General features: G+C 44.9%; 14 protein-coding genes. 6 read left to right on the forward strand and 8 right to left on the reverse strand.

The genetic code is table 11. From position 1 onward, the window contains the following. Positions 1–130 precede the first annotated feature (130 nt). On the reverse strand, positions 131–730 hold the full coding sequence (locus tag RMO55_RS18285) for a DUF1517 domain-containing protein (protein WP_310428939.1): 600 nt from the start codon (positions 728–730) through the stop codon (positions 131–133). 184 nt (positions 731–914) lie between these two features. On the opposite strand from RMO55_RS18285, the gene pgmB reads away from it, so the two are divergent. The 3 genes from pgmB to RMO55_RS18300 all read left to right on the forward strand — a co-directional run bounded on the left by pgmB (position 915) and on the right by RMO55_RS18300 (position 4,245). Then, on the forward strand, positions 915–1,628 hold the full coding sequence (gene pgmB / locus RMO55_RS18290; RefSeq protein WP_310428941.1) for a beta-phosphoglucomutase: 714 nt from the start codon (positions 915–917) through the stop codon (positions 1,626–1,628). Between the two features lie 157 nt (positions 1,629–1,785). Next, positions 1,786–3,495, forward strand: a complete 1,710-nt coding sequence (locus tag RMO55_RS18295; RefSeq protein WP_310428943.1) for an S-layer homology domain-containing protein — start codon at positions 1,786–1,788, stop codon at positions 3,493–3,495. A gap of 126 nt (positions 3,496–3,621) precedes the next feature. Then, on the forward strand, positions 3,622–4,245 hold the full coding sequence (locus RMO55_RS18300; RefSeq protein ID WP_310428945.1) for a hypothetical protein: 624 nt from the start codon (positions 3,622–3,624) through the stop codon (positions 4,243–4,245). Between the two features lie 80 nt (positions 4,246–4,325). Here RMO55_RS18300 and RMO55_RS18305 read toward each other — a convergent pair whose 3' ends face one another. From RMO55_RS18305 to RMO55_RS18320, 4 genes are all read right to left on the reverse strand, one after another. Next, a complete protein-coding gene (locus RMO55_RS18305) occupies positions 4,326–5,879 on the reverse strand; it encodes a tetratricopeptide repeat-containing serine protease family protein (protein WP_310428947.1) in 1,554 nt (517 codons plus the stop codon). A gap of 197 nt (positions 5,880–6,076) precedes the next feature. Beyond that, entirely contained in the window at positions 6,077–6,538 is a 462-nt protein-coding gene (locus RMO55_RS18310) for an NADAR family protein (RefSeq protein WP_310428949.1), read from the reverse strand. 152 nt (positions 6,539–6,690) lie between these two features. Next, on the reverse strand, positions 6,691–8,004 hold the full coding sequence (locus RMO55_RS18315; protein ID WP_310428951.1) for an HhoA/HhoB/HtrA family serine endopeptidase: 1,314 nt from the start codon (positions 8,002–8,004) through the stop codon (positions 6,691–6,693). 221 nt (positions 8,005–8,225) lie between these two features. Beyond that, entirely contained in the window at positions 8,226–9,563 is a 1,338-nt protein-coding gene (locus RMO55_RS18320; protein WP_310428953.1) for an N-acetylmuramoyl-L-alanine amidase, read from the reverse strand. Positions 9,564–10,051: 488 nt separating this feature from the next. Here RMO55_RS18320 and RMO55_RS18325 point away from each other — a divergent pair, with 488 nt between their 5' ends. The 3 genes from RMO55_RS18325 to phnE all read left to right on the forward strand — a co-directional run bounded on the left by RMO55_RS18325 (position 10,052) and on the right by phnE (position 12,827). Then, on the forward strand, positions 10,052–11,005 hold the full coding sequence (locus RMO55_RS18325; RefSeq protein WP_310428955.1) for a phosphate/phosphite/phosphonate ABC transporter substrate-binding protein: 954 nt from the start codon (positions 10,052–10,054) through the stop codon (positions 11,003–11,005). 158 nt (positions 11,006–11,163) lie between these two features. Continuing rightward, entirely contained in the window at positions 11,164–11,940 is a 777-nt protein-coding gene (locus RMO55_RS18330) for a phosphonate ABC transporter ATP-binding protein (RefSeq protein ID WP_396134392.1), read from the forward strand. Between the two features lie 119 nt (positions 11,941–12,059). Beyond that, positions 12,060–12,827: a phosphonate ABC transporter, permease protein PhnE gene (gene phnE, locus RMO55_RS18335; RefSeq protein ID WP_396134393.1), complete on the forward strand. Its 768-nt coding sequence runs from the start codon at positions 12,060–12,062 to the stop codon at positions 12,825–12,827. 42 nt (positions 12,828–12,869) lie between these two features. Here the strand turns inward: phnE and RMO55_RS18340 are convergent, their stop codons facing one another. The 3 genes from RMO55_RS18340 to RMO55_RS18350 form a co-directional block, all read right to left on the reverse strand. Then, complete coding sequence (locus RMO55_RS18340) at positions 12,870–13,412, reverse strand: peroxiredoxin (protein WP_310428958.1); 543 nt, start codon at positions 13,410–13,412, stop codon at positions 12,870–12,872. Between the two features lie 114 nt (positions 13,413–13,526). Then, complete coding sequence (locus RMO55_RS18345; RefSeq protein WP_396134394.1) at positions 13,527–14,588, reverse strand: DUF3474 domain-containing protein; 1,062 nt, start codon at positions 14,586–14,588, stop codon at positions 13,527–13,529. Between the two features lie 380 nt (positions 14,589–14,968). Further along, a partial coding sequence (locus tag RMO55_RS18350; RefSeq protein ID WP_310428962.1) for a response regulator occupies positions 14,969–16,705 on the reverse strand: 1,737 nt, incomplete at its 5' end.

Consider the following 16,705-nt stretch of genomic DNA (forward strand, 5'->3'; position numbering starts at 1 on the left):
GATCTCCACCTTTTATGTTTATATTATCCGATCGTTAGATCGACAAAATACCTGGTAAACCGATCGTGACGATCTGGTTAACCGCATCTCTCAAACAAGAATAATCGAGAATTCAGCCACTATCGACTATTTACAAGGGAATTAATTCAGGGAAGTTTTGCAGAACTTGGTCATCGGTCAGTTCATCACCAAATCGGGCTGGAGAAAAGTGAATGTAAATTGCACGAAGGCGTTCTTGATAGTGAAGATTAATTAAAGATTTTAAAGCAATTTTAAGTGCTGACATATTTGATAAGTCTGCTTCGATGCTGGGTTCTTCACCTTCGAGAGCAACAGTCAGCATCAAGATTAGATTGCGGGTGGGGGGCAAAGTCAATGGTGCATTGGGGTTAGTCGTTTGACTCAGATCGGGTTCGCTCAAATATCGTCCGGCTGAATCAGTAAATAATTCATTAGCATAGTCGCCAGCTCCACCTTCGTCCCAGAATACATCACCTTCGTTAGCGGCCGATCTCCAGTAGGTATCGTATTGCAAGAGATTTTGACAGATTTCCACCAATCCTTCACCAACAATCGTCAAATCGCCATCAGATTCGATCGCTTGTCTGGCTGCTTGGTTTAAGATTCCCAATAATGGTGACACTTCATCGCCAGCTAGATGTAGAAAGATGCGGGCTACGACAAATTGGGTTTTGCCTGTAAATTTATTAAATTGATCGCGTAAGCTCATAGAGGGAGTAGGGGATAGGGAATAGGGAATAGGAGATAGGGATAATTATTATTGCTAGCACCTATTCAATTTATTCTAAAACATGATTACGACAATTAAATATAGTGGAAGAAGGGGCTGTGGAAGATCTGACCTAGAGTTATCATGGTTATAATAAGAGATCGTCGATCGACATCAAATAGCTATGAGCACACTGGAGCGCGATCCACAGATCGAAGCAGTCATCTTTGACCTCGATGGCGTAATTACGAATACAGTCTACTTCCATTATCTCTCATGGCAGCGATTAGCTGATGAAGAGCAGATTCCATTCGATCGACAAACTCATGACAGGGGGATGTTGGGATTAAATCGGGAAGATGCGCTGTGTTATATTTTGGGCGATCGTCAGATCGATTCCAGCCAACAGCAACTATTCTTAAAGCGGAAAAACGATTATTATCTAGAACTAATTAACGAACTCAATGGCGAACATCTCCTGCCAGGTATCGAGAATCTATTAATAGAACTATACGCCGCTGGTGTCAAAATCGCCCTAGGCTCTTCGAGTAAAAATGCCGAATTAGTCTTAGAACGCTTAGGCATTAGACATTTCTTTAATTTCATAGCTGATGGTCATAGCGTACCGCGCCTCAAACCAGCTCCAGATGTTTTTCTCTATGCTGCTGAGTCAGTAGCAATCGATCCGGCTCATTGCTTGGTAGTCGAAGATGCGCCAGCAGGTGTCGCAGCGGGTTTAGCGGCGGGGATGTGGGTGTTAGGAGTCGGCCCTTACGACCGTTTGGCGCAAGCAGATTCGATTTTACCGACCTTGGCTGGGATTAGTTGGACTGATATTTTGGCAAAGCTCATGTCGCTGGCAAAAGAGCATCGACTGATTGATACTCCATGTACCTAAAGGTATAAAAATTCGGTATTTATTCAATATTAAAAAAAGTAATTCCCTCGGAAGACGATAAAAGATTAAGAAACTTTGAGAGATCGAAATAAGTCTATTGTTCTATTGAGATAATTAAAACAAGTAATTTAACGTAGAGGAGTAAGTTTTTTAAGCTATGAATCCGAACAAATACCAAATCAAATTTAAGAATATTCTTTTACTGTGTACCTTTTTGTGTACCGCCATTATTGCTAGTAGTGCAGCTTTTGCCAGCAACGAACCTGAAATAGTTGCAAACCAAGCGAATGAGAAATCTCTTCCCCTCCAGGCTGCTCCTAAAAAAGCTGCTCTCAAAAAAATTGCGCCAGGATTGACATTTACTCGACTATCAGCAAACTCCATTCGATCGAGCATACCTATTGCTAACCAGAACCAAATTGCCCAAGCCAGTGACGTTGCTGGTAACTGGGCAGAACCATTCATTAAAGTATTGGTAAACAAAGGAATTATTGCTGGATACCCCGATGGTACTTTTCGCCCAGACCAACCTGTCAACAGAGCTGAATTTGCGGCCTTATTAACCAAGGCTTTTGACCTAACCCCCACCAGAGAAGTAAGTACATTCCGCGATGTCCCCAAAAAGTTCTGGGGCGCAGGCGTAATTGACAAAGCCTACCGCGCTGGTTTTCTAGCGGGCTATCCCAACAAAACCTTTGGCCCGACTCAAAACATCTTGCGGATTGAATCTTTAGTATCTATCTCTAATGGTAGCAAATTGCAAGCTGATGGCTCGCCCTCTAAAGTTGACGAGCTGTTTACAGATGCAGCTCAGGTACCCCCCTTTGGTCGAAATGCCCTGATCGCAGCTACTCAGAAATGCGTCACCGTCAGTGTTTCCTATCCAGACGGTAAGACCTTCAACCCTAATGGCGTAGCTACTCGTGCCGATGTCGCCGCCTTTATTCACCAAGCTTTGGTCGCCTCTGGCAAGCTGACTGCACTGGGTGCCGATAGTCCCGCCCAAAAATACATTGTCAACTGTGCCGCCGCTGCACCAGTAGCCGCCACAATCACCGAACAGGATGTCTTGAGCCGTACTGCTGTCGGTACTGTACCAGGAATCGAAGCTCCTGCAGTCGTAAGCAAGCCAGTAAATCCACCAGTAGCTGGAGTCACTACACCTAGTGCTTTTGGGGCAAATGGGGGTACATTCTTTGTCGGTGCTGGCTACCAAGATCTCCTTTCACCCACTTCACTACTCGGTGTTGGTGGTACTAATACTAATGCTTTCGGTATAGGTGCTGGTTTTGGTCTCGGTAACAGTCGCGAGTTCGTCGGATTGGAAACATCCTACAGCACCAGCAGTAACGGTGGTGGGCCTAATGGTGGTAGTAGCCGTTTAGATCTATTTAGCCGTGGTGCTGTTAATTTCAAGCTGCACAAACAGTTTGGGGAGAACGTGGCGATCGCGGCTGGTTGGGAAAATGCCATTAGACACGGCTATGAGGCTGGCGACGGGACAGATAAACCTACTGTCTATGGCGTGGTGACAGGTGTTTTACCCGTTAGCGATACCAACAACTTCACCGCCTCTGTCGGCATTGGTAATGGTCGTTTCCGTCAAATTGCAGACATCTTCCAGCCTAATAATAATAATGACACGACCAGTATCTTTGGCAGTCTGGGCTTCCGTGTTTCTGAAAATATTGGTTTAGTTGCAGATTACAATGGTCGTAACTTTAGCGTTGGCTTACCGCTCTCGCTCAAATTGAGTGACAGTGTTGGTCTCCAGCTTACTCCAGCTATCTTAGATGTTGCGGGGGACAAAGTTGCTGGGGAATTAACCCGTTTCGGTATTGGCGGCGGCTTAGGCTTCCGTTTCTAAAATAGGGGGTAGGAAGGTTATTGGAATAAAGATTTAATTCCTCTAATCCCTAATTCCTAATTTAAGCAATACGGAATTAAGTTAGTTGAAAGTGAAGAATCATATACATCGAAAACTGTGTTTGTTATGAAAATTAAAAATATCTTATCAGTAGCGGCGATCGCGACAGCTCTTTTGCCCCTAGCTCCCGTTTATGCCTCGCCTCTGCCAGGGATATGTGATGCGCTGGGTAATGCATCCATTAGTGGTGATACTGCCATTGGCGGATCGGGAAATATTACTCAATCTGGAGCTGTTCGTACTGCTAGTTTTGCCCCAGCAATTCAATCTAAGGTTAATGCTGTAAGTGCTAATTTGACAGCATCCAGTTTGAGTGGCAGCCAATCTGTGGGCGGTAATACAGTCAACGTCGATCCTGCAGTAGCGCAGGTTGCTGTTGATGTTATTGGTTCTTCGGCTGGTTCCGATAATCCAGCGGTTAAGACCTTTACGGCTGCTTTGGGTGGCGGTGATGCGGCACAACAGCTCGCTAAATCGATGCAGGGTTTAAAACGTGGTGATGGTTCGATCGACGCAGTAGTGTTGACTAGTGCGGTTAGTTCTTACAATAACTATCTTAAGTACTCGATCGATAGCAGTCAAATCACTAAAAAGCCGGCTTCAGAACTAAATAGCTTTGTGGAAGGTTTACCAGCCGGACAAAAAGCGGCACAGGTTGTCTTGAGTAAGTTGACTGAAGCTGCTCGTTAAATAGTTGAAAGTTAAGTAGGGGCAATTTATGAATTGCCCCTACTTAACTTTTTGCGTACTCATTGCCCCCTGATTCCTACTTACTTAATACGCTGTATTCTGGTGGTTTGGAGAAATTTGACAGCATCCTTGAGGATGTTTTTGTTCCAGTTTTTGGCACGTAAATATTGAATATCTCTTAATTGCTTATCGGCGCGAATTGCTACTTCACCGAGCTGGAAAGCCTCGTCTTGTTTACCTTGATGATAGAGCGCGACTGCTAAACCAAACTGGATGTCTTGGACCATATCTGGCAGATTCAGAGCCTTACGCCATGACAAGATGGCATCCGATCGATTACCTAGTTCGTATTGTGCAAAAGCCTTCTGGCTATAGACCTTGCCCAATCTGGGGTGATTCATTGCAATCGCAAGATTGTTGTCTGAGACCGACCCGTCATAATCCCCAACTTCATACTTCACCCAACCACGACTACTATAGGCTTCGAGGAATCTTGGAGCGATCGCAATAGCGCGACTATAATCTGCTAATGCCCCCTGCTTATCTCTCAATCGATATTTAGCATTAGCACGATTATAGAAAGCGGCAACATACTGAGGATTAATCTTAATCGAACTATCATAGTCCTCTATTGCCTGTTGCCAGTCTCCCAGTTTGTATTTGGCAGTGCCTCGATTGTAGTAAGCTGCTGCAACTTTGGGGTTCATCATAATATTACGGTTGTAATCTTCGACCGCCCCTTTTTTATCTCCCAACTCAGACTTAGCATTGCCTCTAATATAGTACAAGCTATCTTTCTGGGGATTAATCGCGATCGCCATATTCATATCATTTAATATGCCTCGATAGTCGCCTTTGCGCTCTCTGGCTACAGCACTAGCAATCAGATCGTCCACTGGCTTCAACGTTGCTGCTACGGTAATTGGTGCTGCATATCCAGGTATTCCCATTTTTGCTGCCAGCTTAATAAAAGTATTAGCCGTTATTCCCAAATTAAATCCAGTTTTAATCCGCACATTGGGACTATCTGTCTGTTGTAGTTTAGTATTAATATCCCCTTGTCCGTGAATGGCGATCATTTCTCCTTTGCTATTCCAAACAGGACCACCACTATGACCTGGCAGGGTAAGATTATCATAGACCATTGAATAGCCTTTGAGCTGCAATTTGTTGCCGTTCCCAATCACCTTGCCTTGGACAAAAGTAAAAATGGGATCGACTATCGCCGTCGTGACTGGAAATCCTGAGACATAAATATTCTCCCCGCCTTCGATTCGATCGGAATTATCGATTAATTTGGCCACTCGATAGGTTTTATTACTGGTAAACTTAACCAGTGCCAGATCGACACTGTTAATAAAAGGCGTTACCTCAGTTACCTTGTACTCACTATCATCAGCAGTAACAATTTGACAGCCATTATTCCGAGTAGCATGAGCAGCAGTAAGAATAGTATAACTACTACCGCTTTTTTGAATAATTACCCCTGAACCTTGGTCACAGTCTTTGATTCTGACAGTAGTTTGTTTGGCAATTCTTTGAACTTCAACTGGGGAAAGAGCTGAAGCAGGCAAGACATAACTGAGTATGGAAGCAGAACCCAATAGCACAATGGGTAGCAAGCAATTATTCATATAAAAATCAACGGGAGATCCGCAACCTAGTGTCTGCACTTACGCCAGACTACGCTCATAAATCTTGTAAGCTGGGCAAGACATTGGCTCGCGTGGTTTTAAACTTCTACTACATCCTAACAAAAACATTGGTATTCTTACGGTTTGCACCTAAAAGTAAAGGGTCAATTCGTTATTACTCACATCTTGCACAGTTGTTAAGTTTGCGATTGTCCGACTTCGGGATACTTCAAGATTTCTCTGACTCGCATCAGAGTCAAACCGAGCTGATTTTTGCCAGTACCATCTTTGCCACAGCCCCAATAATAGTCATTGGGGGCATTTTCGACGATCTGTTCATCTCCAGTACTGAGCAAAATTTCGCGAATATCGAGGTGGATTTGAAATTTGCATAGCAATGCCCGAAACATGATTTCATCTTTGACTTGTTCCCAATCACTGCGCAGTGGAAAGGTGCGTTTTCTGCCTAATTTAGCAGCATCGTTGGGTGTCCGAATCGATCGAATTTGTTCTAGATACGGTGTCCCAACAAATTTCTGGGCTTGGAAATAATGTTCGGTGGTATACCACCACAATTTATCCATCACAAACCCATGCTTGGAAAAATTGGAGAAGCAACCATAGGGATGTTCTCCAGCGGTGTAGAAGTAAATTGTCACGGGAGAGGGGTGTAGGGAGTGAGGGGAGTGTGGGGTGTGGGGTGTGGGGGTGTGGGGTGTGGGGGTGTGGGTGTGGGGGTGTTGGGGTGTTTCTTACTCCGTTACTCCCCTACTCCGTTACTCCCCACCCTTTACCCTTTCCCCCTAAAACCCTATTCCCGTTCTGCTATCGGTGCTGGAGCCGCAACTGGTGTAACATTGAGCGTGATATTTTGTCCGTTCCGGCGAACTTGGACTTGGACGCTATTACCGATTTTAGTGGTTTCTACAACTTGCTGCACTTCGCTGGAATTTTGGACGGCTTTACCATTGACGCTTTGAATGATGTCTCCAGATTTCATTCCGGCTTTCGCTGCGGGTGAATTGCGAACGATGCGGGCGATGAGGGTACCTTTATCGACATCAATCTTAATATTGGCATTAGGATCGGTGTTAATTTGTTCCTTGATTTGGGGGGTGAGATTCACCATCTGAATCCCCAGGAAGGGGTGATCTACTTTACCTGTCGCAATCAGTTGACTGGCAATCCGTTGAGCGGTATTGATGGGAATAGCAAAGCCTAAACCCTGGGCACCGCGCAGGATAGCGGTATTCATGCCGATGACTTGTCCGCTAGCGTTGAGGAGGGGACCACCAGAATTACCTGGATGGATGGCTGCATCGGTTTGAATGTAGTTGACTCGTTTATCCGCCGCGCCAATTTCGGCACTAGTACGTCCGGTACCACTGACGATCCCAGCAGTAACAGTATTATCCAATCCTAACGGATTACCGATCGCGATCGCCCATTCGCCTGGTTTAATCAGATCGGAGTTACCAATTGAAATACTGGGCAGATTTTTCTCGGCAATTTCAATCACCGCAACATCAGTAACTCGATCGAGTCCTTTTACTTTACCTTCGATCGTCCGTCCATCTTTAAGCGTGACAGTAACTTTAGTTGCACCAGCGACAACATGAGCATTTGTCAAAATTTGCCCGTTATTATTGATAATAAAACCCGAACCCGTACCCTTTCTGACTTCGCGCTCTTCTGGTTGACCTCTTTGAGGCATCCGATTGCCAAAAAATCTCCGAAAGAAGGGATCTTCAGATCCATCTTCTGAGGCTTGAGAGTTAACGATGGTTTTGGAGGCATTGATTCTAACTACCGCTGGGCCGACTTTATCGACTACTTGGGTGATAAAGTTCGTATTCCCACTAGCCAAAATACTTCTACTATCTGCCACTGGCGAGTTAGCCGTAGCAGGCGATTCGAGAGTGGAGGGAAGCTGTTCTTTAGCGGCTAAGTAACCAAACGAACAACTAGCAATAGTACTCAATAATAGTAACGAGACATATTTACTACCTTGGCGCAATGTTTTGAGAGCAGTGTGCTGGGGCACTGTTGGAACAATGGGGTTGTCAGTTTCTACTTTAACTTCTAGCTGACGATCTATGGGTAAGTTTTTCTCTGGTTCTGACATACAACTCGCACCTATACAATTCTTTTAGCGATCTCAGCTAGCTGGCTTTGGTTCCTTGCCTTGAGCCGATCTCATTGCGCTTGACTAAATCTATTCTAAAGTTTAGCTACTACTTATGACGCAATGATGTCAAATTTGTTGCAAATTGAATGCAATACAATGAAAAATGTTGGTCAGAGCAGATTTGGCTGGCTATTTTCGATCGTACTTAGACAGATTGGCTAAAAAAGTCCTGCTGTCTCATACAAACGGCGTAGGACTGCGGCGATTTTGATAGTATATTGACCATCGGCTGACCATCTCCCATTTAATTGGCGCATCGTGGGAGCAATACCGCGCTTGACTAGTTCAAATCTGGGTGCAACGCAGTCTTGGACTAACAGATCGATACTAGCATAGGCTTTGAGTTGTTGAATGTGAGCGCGAATACCTAGCCGCAGATTGGGGAAATTTGCCCACTCTGTCTGTCGATTGCCCAAACTAGCAAAATTATTAAATTCGGGCAAGATGGCACCGCCAAAGGTCAGAAAGCGGGTTTCTAGACACATTTGGGCAAAAGCGAGATCGTGATTGACTCCTTCAGCTTTGGCTTCTTCGATGTAGATATCGGCAAGATTGGGGAATTTTTCCAGAGCATCAGGATTATTGGCGATGAGAAACTCATTGAGATGAGTTACGGTGGTATGTCCCAAGTTCATAATCCGATCGAATTCATCGGGACTGAAGAGGTGTTGGGAGCGGATATTATAAGTACGCCCAATTTCTGAGACGATCGAGATATTGAGATCGCGTAATTCGATCGCTTTGATGTAAACTACACCCCGATAGCGAATCCGTCGGATCTGGGGATTGAGTGCAAGATTGACACCCAATCGATCGGCAAGATCGATCGGAACATAGATATTGCCATCGATCGCAATTCCACGTTCGGGGGATGGTTCGTCGTTGACTTTGAGATGTACTGGTACGGTATGGTTGTTACTGGTAGCTTGTACCTGGACATCGCGACTCCAGGTTACTAAACCGTCAGCAATCCCGAGGGCAATTTCCCGCCAATAGGCTTGAATCATCTGTCGATCGTCACTGTCGATCTTAAATCCAATTTCCATCAGCAGCGAAGGAATTGTCAATCGTCTGCAAAAGGCTAAACTACCCGTACCTGTAGAAGTATCGGGTTTGGCTCCGCGACTGTGTAGATCGGGAACGCGGCTAGAAAAAGCCAGTAGCAACATCTGAGCGTGATTTTTGCGTTCGCCATTTTTGGCAATATAAAAAGTACTTACCCCTTTAGTTTGGGACTGCGCGTAAGCATCCGCATGAACGCCTAGAGCGATATCCCCTGGTTTTGCACGTTTATCGATCCAGTCAATGCTAATTCTAGGATTGTCGAAGTCAGGTACCGCGATCACTTCAAAGTTTCTGTTGCGAAGTTCTGGGACAATCGAATCGCGCAAAAATACCATTCCTTTGGCTTCATTTGGCGCACTACCGATCGTTTCTGGATCGGTAGCAGCACTTTCATACCCGCCGTAGATTGCACAGACAAAAATCCTTCCCATGAAAATTGTGCTCCTTGATAATTAATAGTAGAATATGTCAAATGCGAAGTATATGTATTAATATATGTATCTAAAACTTCTGAATATATAGTTAGGTACTAGTTGTAATTTAGCCATTAATTTTTAACACTACCGATCTAAATTCGGAGTTTGGTTTTTTATCGACCACTACATTGATAATAATTACGATCTCTTAACTGCTTTAAGATCGTAGCTTATCCCTTGCTTGCTCGCCTTGGGACATTTGGCTGTTTCCCTTGCTCATTCAGCTTTCCGGCTGAATTTAAACTGATTTTGTCGATCGCTATCGGCTATTTTGCTCGATCTAGCTCCCACACAAAGGAGTAGCCCCAATTTTCCCAAGGTTTGAGGTGCGTGGGGACTCTAGTGTAGACCAGTTGCAAAATCGGGTCGAATCTCTTAGGATAATTCTTGAGACTAAATATCAATAATCTAAATTCTCAATTAATTAGAGTTAGCAGCAATCGATGAATCAGCGCACTAAATTCAGTATTGGGATAACGGCAAGCATTTTAGGCTGTTTGGCTGTTGGGAACTATCGGCCGATCTCTCAATCTATTTCCAGCATTGTGAGTGGATCTCCGGCGATCGCGCAAGCTCAACCGCTCAAAATTATCTTCCCGACCCGATCTGGTACTACAGACTTAGAGAAAAAGGCTAAAGCTGTAACAAATTTTCTGAGTAAAGAATTGCAACAACCTGTAGAAGCTGTATTTGGTGATGATACCGCTGCGGTAGAAGCATTGCGGGCGAATCGGGCTGATGTAGCCTTTTTGAGCAGTCGCCCCGCACTCAAGGCGGAACAATTAGCTAACGCCCGTTTATATTTAGCGGAAGTTCGATCGACTTATTCGGGTGGACACACTTATAAATCAATTTTTGTAGTTCCCAAAAATAGTCCGTTCAAATCTGGCACAGATGAAGCCACTCTCAACCAACTTAAGGGTAAGAAAATAGTATTTACTTCTCCCACATCAGGATCGGGTTTTATTTTTCCTGTAGCTGAGTTGGTAGAGCATAAATTGGTAACAGATCGTGACAGATTAAATGGTTTCTTTGGACAAGTAACCTATGGTGGTGGCTACGAAAAAGCTCTTCAAGCTGTATTGAGAGGTCAAGCAGATGTGGCGGCAGTTTCGGAGTATACTCTAGGCTCTCCCTATATTACTCCTGCTGAAGCTAGTACTCTGCGGGTACTATATAGTATTTCTGGAGTACCTGCTCACGGAGTCGCGATCGATGATGATGTTCCTGTCGGTACGAGAAAGCAATTGATCGCCGCCATGCTGAAATTAAATCAGCCGGCAAATAATCAATTGCTAAAATCTCTCTATAACTCCACCGAGTTGGTTGAAGTAAATCACGATAAACACCTAAAACCAATTCGAGACGCACTCCAACGCGCAGGAATGAAACCATAGGAGTTGTTGGAATACGGTAAGCGCAAAGTGCTTACCGTATTGGGATTTGTTGGGAGTTGGGGGTTGGGAGCTAGAAAATGAGTTATCTTGCTGTCATTGGATATTCTCGATTAGTGGTTACGAGTTAATTTGAGTTCGGTAAAAATTAGGTGAGTAAAATTAATAGTGAGATCGGTGCGATCGGCTCTGAAGTAGGAAAAGTAGATCTAGCCCCAGCAATCGTTTGTCAAGAAGTAGTGAGTCAGGCAAAAATCTCTAATCGACCAATTTTAGATGGAGTCGATTGTGAGATTAAACGAGGTGAATTTGTGGCTATTCTGGGCTTGAATGGTGCGGGTAAATCTAGTTTGTTAAGATCGATCGCTGGATTATTACCACTGAGATCGGGAAATATTTTAGTTAATGATATCCCCGTTGCGCCTACTACCCTCAAACAGGCTCGTCAACACCTGGCGATGTTATTTCAGGGTGGAGGCTTAATTCCCCAACTGTGCGCCCTTGACAACGTTCTCTGCGGGAAATTAGGCGCGTATTCGGGGTGGGAAACCTTAAAGGGATTTCCGGCAAGCGAACGGCGCACCGCGATCGAATTACTCGATCGGTTGGGGATGCGAGAGTTTGCCAATCAACCAACACGTCAACTCAGTGGAGGACAACAACAACGAGTTGCAATTGCCAGAGCCTTAATTCGATCGCCGCAAATTTTACTCGCTGATGAACCAGTTACTGGTTTAGATATTATCGCCATTCAACAGGTGATGCAAACTTTAGCCCGTCTACATCAAGAGGGGATGACGATTGTAACTGTTTTACACGATTTAACTCTCGCTAGTACTTACGCCCAAACTGCGATTGTTGTCGATCGCGGTCGAGTGGTTTATCATGGTAACAGTCAAAATCTGGGTACAGAGTTCGATCGACTAGTCAAAAGTTAGATACTCCTTTCTCATTATAAAACTTAGATACTTAGAGTAAGTTGTGAATGGTGAATGGACAAATGGTGAATGATCAATTACAATCGTCTATTCCTTGGGCGGAAAGGGAGTAAGTAGGCATCGTTAAATATAACTTTATTCTCAGAACATTAATTTTCCTGGCGGTTATCGGTGTCTATGGTTGGGCATGGAATGCTCTAAAGATCGATATTCAATCTTTAAAAGATAGTGGTGGTTATATCACCGATTTTATTTCTCGCTTGTTTCCGCCAGATCTATCGATTCTCGATGTTGCTTGGGCAAAATTATTAGAAACCATTCAAATGTCTTTGTGGGGAACGACAATTGGGGCGATTATTTCATTACCAATTGCCGTATTGTCTGCTAATAATTTGGCTCCTTGGTGGGTACGCGGGGGTGCTAACTTCTTCCAAAATGCCGTTCGATCGATTCCGTCAATTATCCTCGGCTTAATCTTTGTTGCGGCGACAGGCTTGGGCGCACCTGCGGGAACGCTCGCGCTAGGAATTTATACCATCGGCTATCTCGGAAAATTTTATCAAACGGCAATCGAGTCTGTCGATCGTTATTCATTAGAAGCTTTACAAGTCAGTGGTGCTTCTTGGTTCCAAATCGCCCAATATGGAGTTATCCCTCAAGTTTTACCTCTACTGTGGGGTTATACCCTCTATATGTTTGAATATAATATTCGCGCTGCCTCCGTTTTAGGAGTCGTCGGCGCGGGGGGAATTGGCTTTGAATTAGTCAATTATATTCGCGGATTTGAATACAATAAAGCGACTACGATGATGTTAGTCTTATTAGTAGTAGTAACTTCGATCGATATCGCTAGCAGTCAATTACGCCGTCACTTAGAACAGAAGTAGGCATTTATTTAAGTTTTAGCTGTTTGGAGTCGTTGGCGTAGCCTACCGGAGGTAATCGAGTTCAGTCAATACTTCCCGACTATGAGCTGTAGGATTGACATCGGTAAATGTTGCGCGTAAAACTCCTTGCGGATCGATGATAAAACTATGACGCATGGAATAAATCCCCATCCAAGAACCATAGGCTTTACTAACCTCGCCGTCAGTGTCGGCTAAGAGGGGAAATTTTAGCCCTTCTGAATCACAAAATTCAGCATGAGAATCGATCGAATCCGCACTCACCCCCACAATCTCAGTGTGGCGTTGCTGGTATTTACCGATATCCTGTTGAAATCTCCGCGCTTCTAAGGTACAACCGGATGTGAAATCTTTAGGATAAAAATATAAAACTAGCCATTTACCCGCATAATCAGCTAGCGAAACTTTTCCCGTTCCAGTATTGGTTGGTAATGTAAATGCTGGTGCTGGCAGATCGATCGTTGGTAATATTCCACCCATCGCCTGTGCTGTTGGGACAAAATTACACCACGAAATTACACTCAAAGAAATTGCTAATAGACTAGTGAAAAAATAACGTCGAAACATAAAAAAGGCTTTAGGCTTTAGGTATTAGGCTTTAGATGTTAGGCTTTAGGCTTTAGGTTTTCGGGTACTTGTGTCCTGCTAATTCCCTAACACCTAATACCTAACACCTAACACCTACTTAGATTGATAGTAAATTTTAGTCCCAGTATTAGTGACAAAATGACAGTTCTCCTTCGCATCCCAGAAGGCTGCCCAGATGGAACGATCGGATTTATGATAGTGACTGCCTAAAACTGGTTTAATCGCCTCTGTCGCCTCTAGGAGGTGATAGTGAGGGATAGTTAAGAAGATATGGTGAGCGACGTGGGTACCGATATTATGATGAATATCATCGATGAACCCGTAACTATGATCGATCGTCGAAATTGCACCTTTGAGGAAATACCAATCTTTACCGCGATACCAAGGTAAATCGTCGTCGGTGTGGTGGAGGAAAGTTACTAAATCCAACCAGACAACAAATCCGAGATAAGGCACTAGGTAAAATTTCACCAGCCATAACCAACCCCAGGTAAATGTACCCGCGGCGACTAAAGCTACCATCACCGCACAACAAATGGTACTAGTAATGACATCCCACTTTTCGGAAGCGCGAAATAGGGGACTTGCTGGATGGAAATGAGAACCACCTGGACGTTCGGGAGAACGACGGAATAAGTATAAGGGATAAGCTAATAGTAAAGTCAGGTCGAACCGGAGAAACTTCTCCCACCACTGCATCTCATCATATTTCCCTTCACTGACAGGATACCAACTTTCATCAGTTTCGATATTGCCTGTATTGTGGTGATGCGTCCGGTGACTGATCCGCCAACCATGATATGGTACGAGGATGAACGAGTGAGAAATATGTCCGACTAAGTTATTGAGCCACTTATAGCGGGAGAATGAACCATGACCGCAATCGTGTCCGATTACAAATAATGCCCAAAACATTGTCGCTTGCATGAACCAGAAGATTGGGTAAAACCACCAAGAATCTAGTGTGGCGGCGATCGCGTATAATCCAGTTACAATAACGACATCGCGGAAGAAATAAGATAATGACTTCCAAGTAGAAGACTCAAAACAATGCTTGGGGATTGCAGCGCGAACATCTTGGATGGTGAAGGGGAGCCTTTCTCGCTCGAATGAAGATGGGTTGTGGTTGGCTGGTTCGACTAAATTAGCTTGCACGTATTTTTTAAATTTACCTGATAATAGACCAACCGCATTGTTACACTCCGACATAATTTTCGCAACCGAGCGGTGGGGGTTGGGGAGTTGGGGAGTGTGGGAACGATGGGAGGATGGGAGGATGGGGAGGAAAGAGCTAGGATGCTTGTGCCCCATACCCCCTCCCCTTTTTCCCTGAGACCAACTAGTACTGGGCTGTGCAAGTTATGGGACTATTCCCGAATCCCGAACCCCGAACTTCATCTGAATAGTCTCTCTATGTTACATCCCGACAAGTTGGCTAGACTTCATTTTTGATGGGCTTACCCCCAACCCCCTTGTAATGGGGGCTTTCCGACTCCATCCCCTTTCCAAGGGGTGGGCTGGGGTGGGGTAAAAATCTACGCATCGACTAATAATCCGAGCAGAGAATTGACTTTTTGGAGTAGCTCGGAGGTGGCGAAACCTTTGTTGAGATAGTCGGTAGCTCCCAAGCGACGAGCTTCTTTGCCCCATTCTTCTGAAGATCGAGACGAGACGACGAGGATCGGGATATCGATCTTGGCTTGGCGGGCGCGAGCGATCAATGTAAACCCATCCATATTGGGCATCTCTACATCGGTAATCATCAGATCGGGTTGGGGATTATTTTGGAGCCAATTGAGGGCTTCTAGTCCATCGTTGCAGGTATGGGTGACAAATCCGTAGGTATTGAGACTAGCTTCCAACCGTCGGCGGATCATGACGGCATCATCATCGATCAGAATGGTGGGTGTAGACGATCGAGCGGCTTCCTCTGTGTCTGCTAGGGTGGCTAGTTCATCGACAGCAGCAGTTGCGGACTGAGTGGCAGTACTGGTAATCATCGCTGACAGCGCGATCGGATCGAGGATCGAAATCAACTTACCATCTGGTTGAAGGCTGACACCGAGCAATCCAGTTGGAGCAATTAGGGGACTGGGGAGGGGATTAATTAATAGTTTAACTTGTCCTAATAAATCGTCCGCGATCGACCAAATTTCGGGAGTATCTTCTGCTTGCTGAGTCCGAATACATACGGCTGTATCGGGGAAGGAACGGTGGGACGAATTACCAGCAGCGAAGTTACCAGCTTGCCAATAATCGTTCAGATCGAAACCAGATATTTCTCCTCTGGGATTGGTGAGTAACCAAGTACACATCCCTGCCGTTTTCTCGCTCGATTCGATCGTTGTCATTGAGCTGAGAAGTGCAGTTTCGAGGACATTATCGGTTGGGAGTGCGATGACACGATCGCCGACTTGAAACAAGACACAGGGTAGCAGTAGTTGCGGTGCGGGAACTTCGATCGAGAATTTGCTACCTCGTCCAGGGTAGGTTTCTAGGCTCAATTTACCGCCAATACTGGCAATTTGGGAGACAACTACATCCATCCCAACACCACGTCCAGACACCTCAGTGACGACGCTATTAGAGCTAAATCCTGGTTGACACAAGACAGCTAAAAGTTCGGCACTGGTGCTAGTTCGATCGAGCGCGAAGCCTTTGGATTTAGCCATCTGGTGAATGAGATCTGCATCGATACCACTGCCATCATCTTCGATCGTTAAGCGATAGAGATTGCCTTGCTGTTGGAGGGCGATGTGAATTTTACCGTTGGGTGATTTGCCTGCATCTAACCTTTGTTCGATGGATTCCAATCCATGATCGTAAGCATTTCTGAGCAGGTGAAGTAAAGCTGGTTCGAGTTGTTGGACGATGCCAGCATCGAGTTCGATCTGTTCGTTCTCGATCGTCAGTTCGGCTGGTTTACCATAGCGGTTAGTAAGATCGCGTAAGATTGCTTTAGATCTCAACGTTAGGTTCCGAAATGGGACCAATCGACTGGTTTCAATGCCGTCTTTGAGTTGTAAGATACTTCGATCGAGTGCATCCAACCGGATCGAGTTTTGATAGGTTGAAGTTTCGATTTCTTGTCCTAATTCTGACAGCCGGAGGATGTTTTCCAACAAACGGTTAATCGTTGAGTAGCCTTGACGATAACGTTCGAGGGTGACATTGCTCGTTGAGTCTTGTTGCTCGTCGCTAAGGTTGCGAAGTAATGCGTAGTCATCTTGCAGTTGACGCAGCCGAGTTACGAATTGGGAATTCTCACGGGT

The sequence above is a fragment of the Chamaesiphon sp. VAR_48_metabat_135_sub genome, from assembly GCF_031418915.1.
Taxonomy (GTDB): Bacteria; Cyanobacteriota; Cyanobacteriia; order Cyanobacteriales; family Chamaesiphonaceae; genus Chamaesiphon.

Coding starts and splice junctions, on each gene's coding strand:
- RMO55_RS18285 (WP_310428939.1), bottom strand. CDS start 730: ATGAGCTTACGCGATCAATTTAATAAATTTACAGGCAAAACCCAATTT.
- pgmB (WP_310428941.1), top strand. CDS start 915: ATGAGCACACTGGAGCGCGATCCACAGATCGAAGCAGTCATCTTTGAC.
- RMO55_RS18295 (WP_310428943.1), top strand. CDS start 1,786: ATGAATCCGAACAAATACCAAATCAAATTTAAGAATATTCTTTTACTG.
- RMO55_RS18300 (WP_310428945.1), top strand. CDS start 3,622: ATGAAAATTAAAAATATCTTATCAGTAGCGGCGATCGCGACAGCTCTT.
- RMO55_RS18305 (WP_310428947.1), bottom strand. CDS start 5,879: ATGAATAATTGCTTGCTACCCATTGTGCTATTGGGTTCTGCTTCCATA.
- RMO55_RS18315 (WP_310428951.1), bottom strand. CDS start 8,004: ATGTCAGAACCAGAGAAAAACTTACCCATAGATCGTCAGCTAGAAGTT.
- RMO55_RS18320 (WP_310428953.1), bottom strand. CDS start 9,563: ATGGGAAGGATTTTTGTCTGTGCAATCTACGGCGGGTATGAAAGTGCT.
- RMO55_RS18325 (WP_310428955.1), top strand. CDS start 10,052: ATGAATCAGCGCACTAAATTCAGTATTGGGATAACGGCAAGCATTTTA.
- RMO55_RS18340 (WP_310428958.1), bottom strand. CDS start 13,412: ATGTTTCGACGTTATTTTTTCACTAGTCTATTAGCAATTTCTTTGAGT.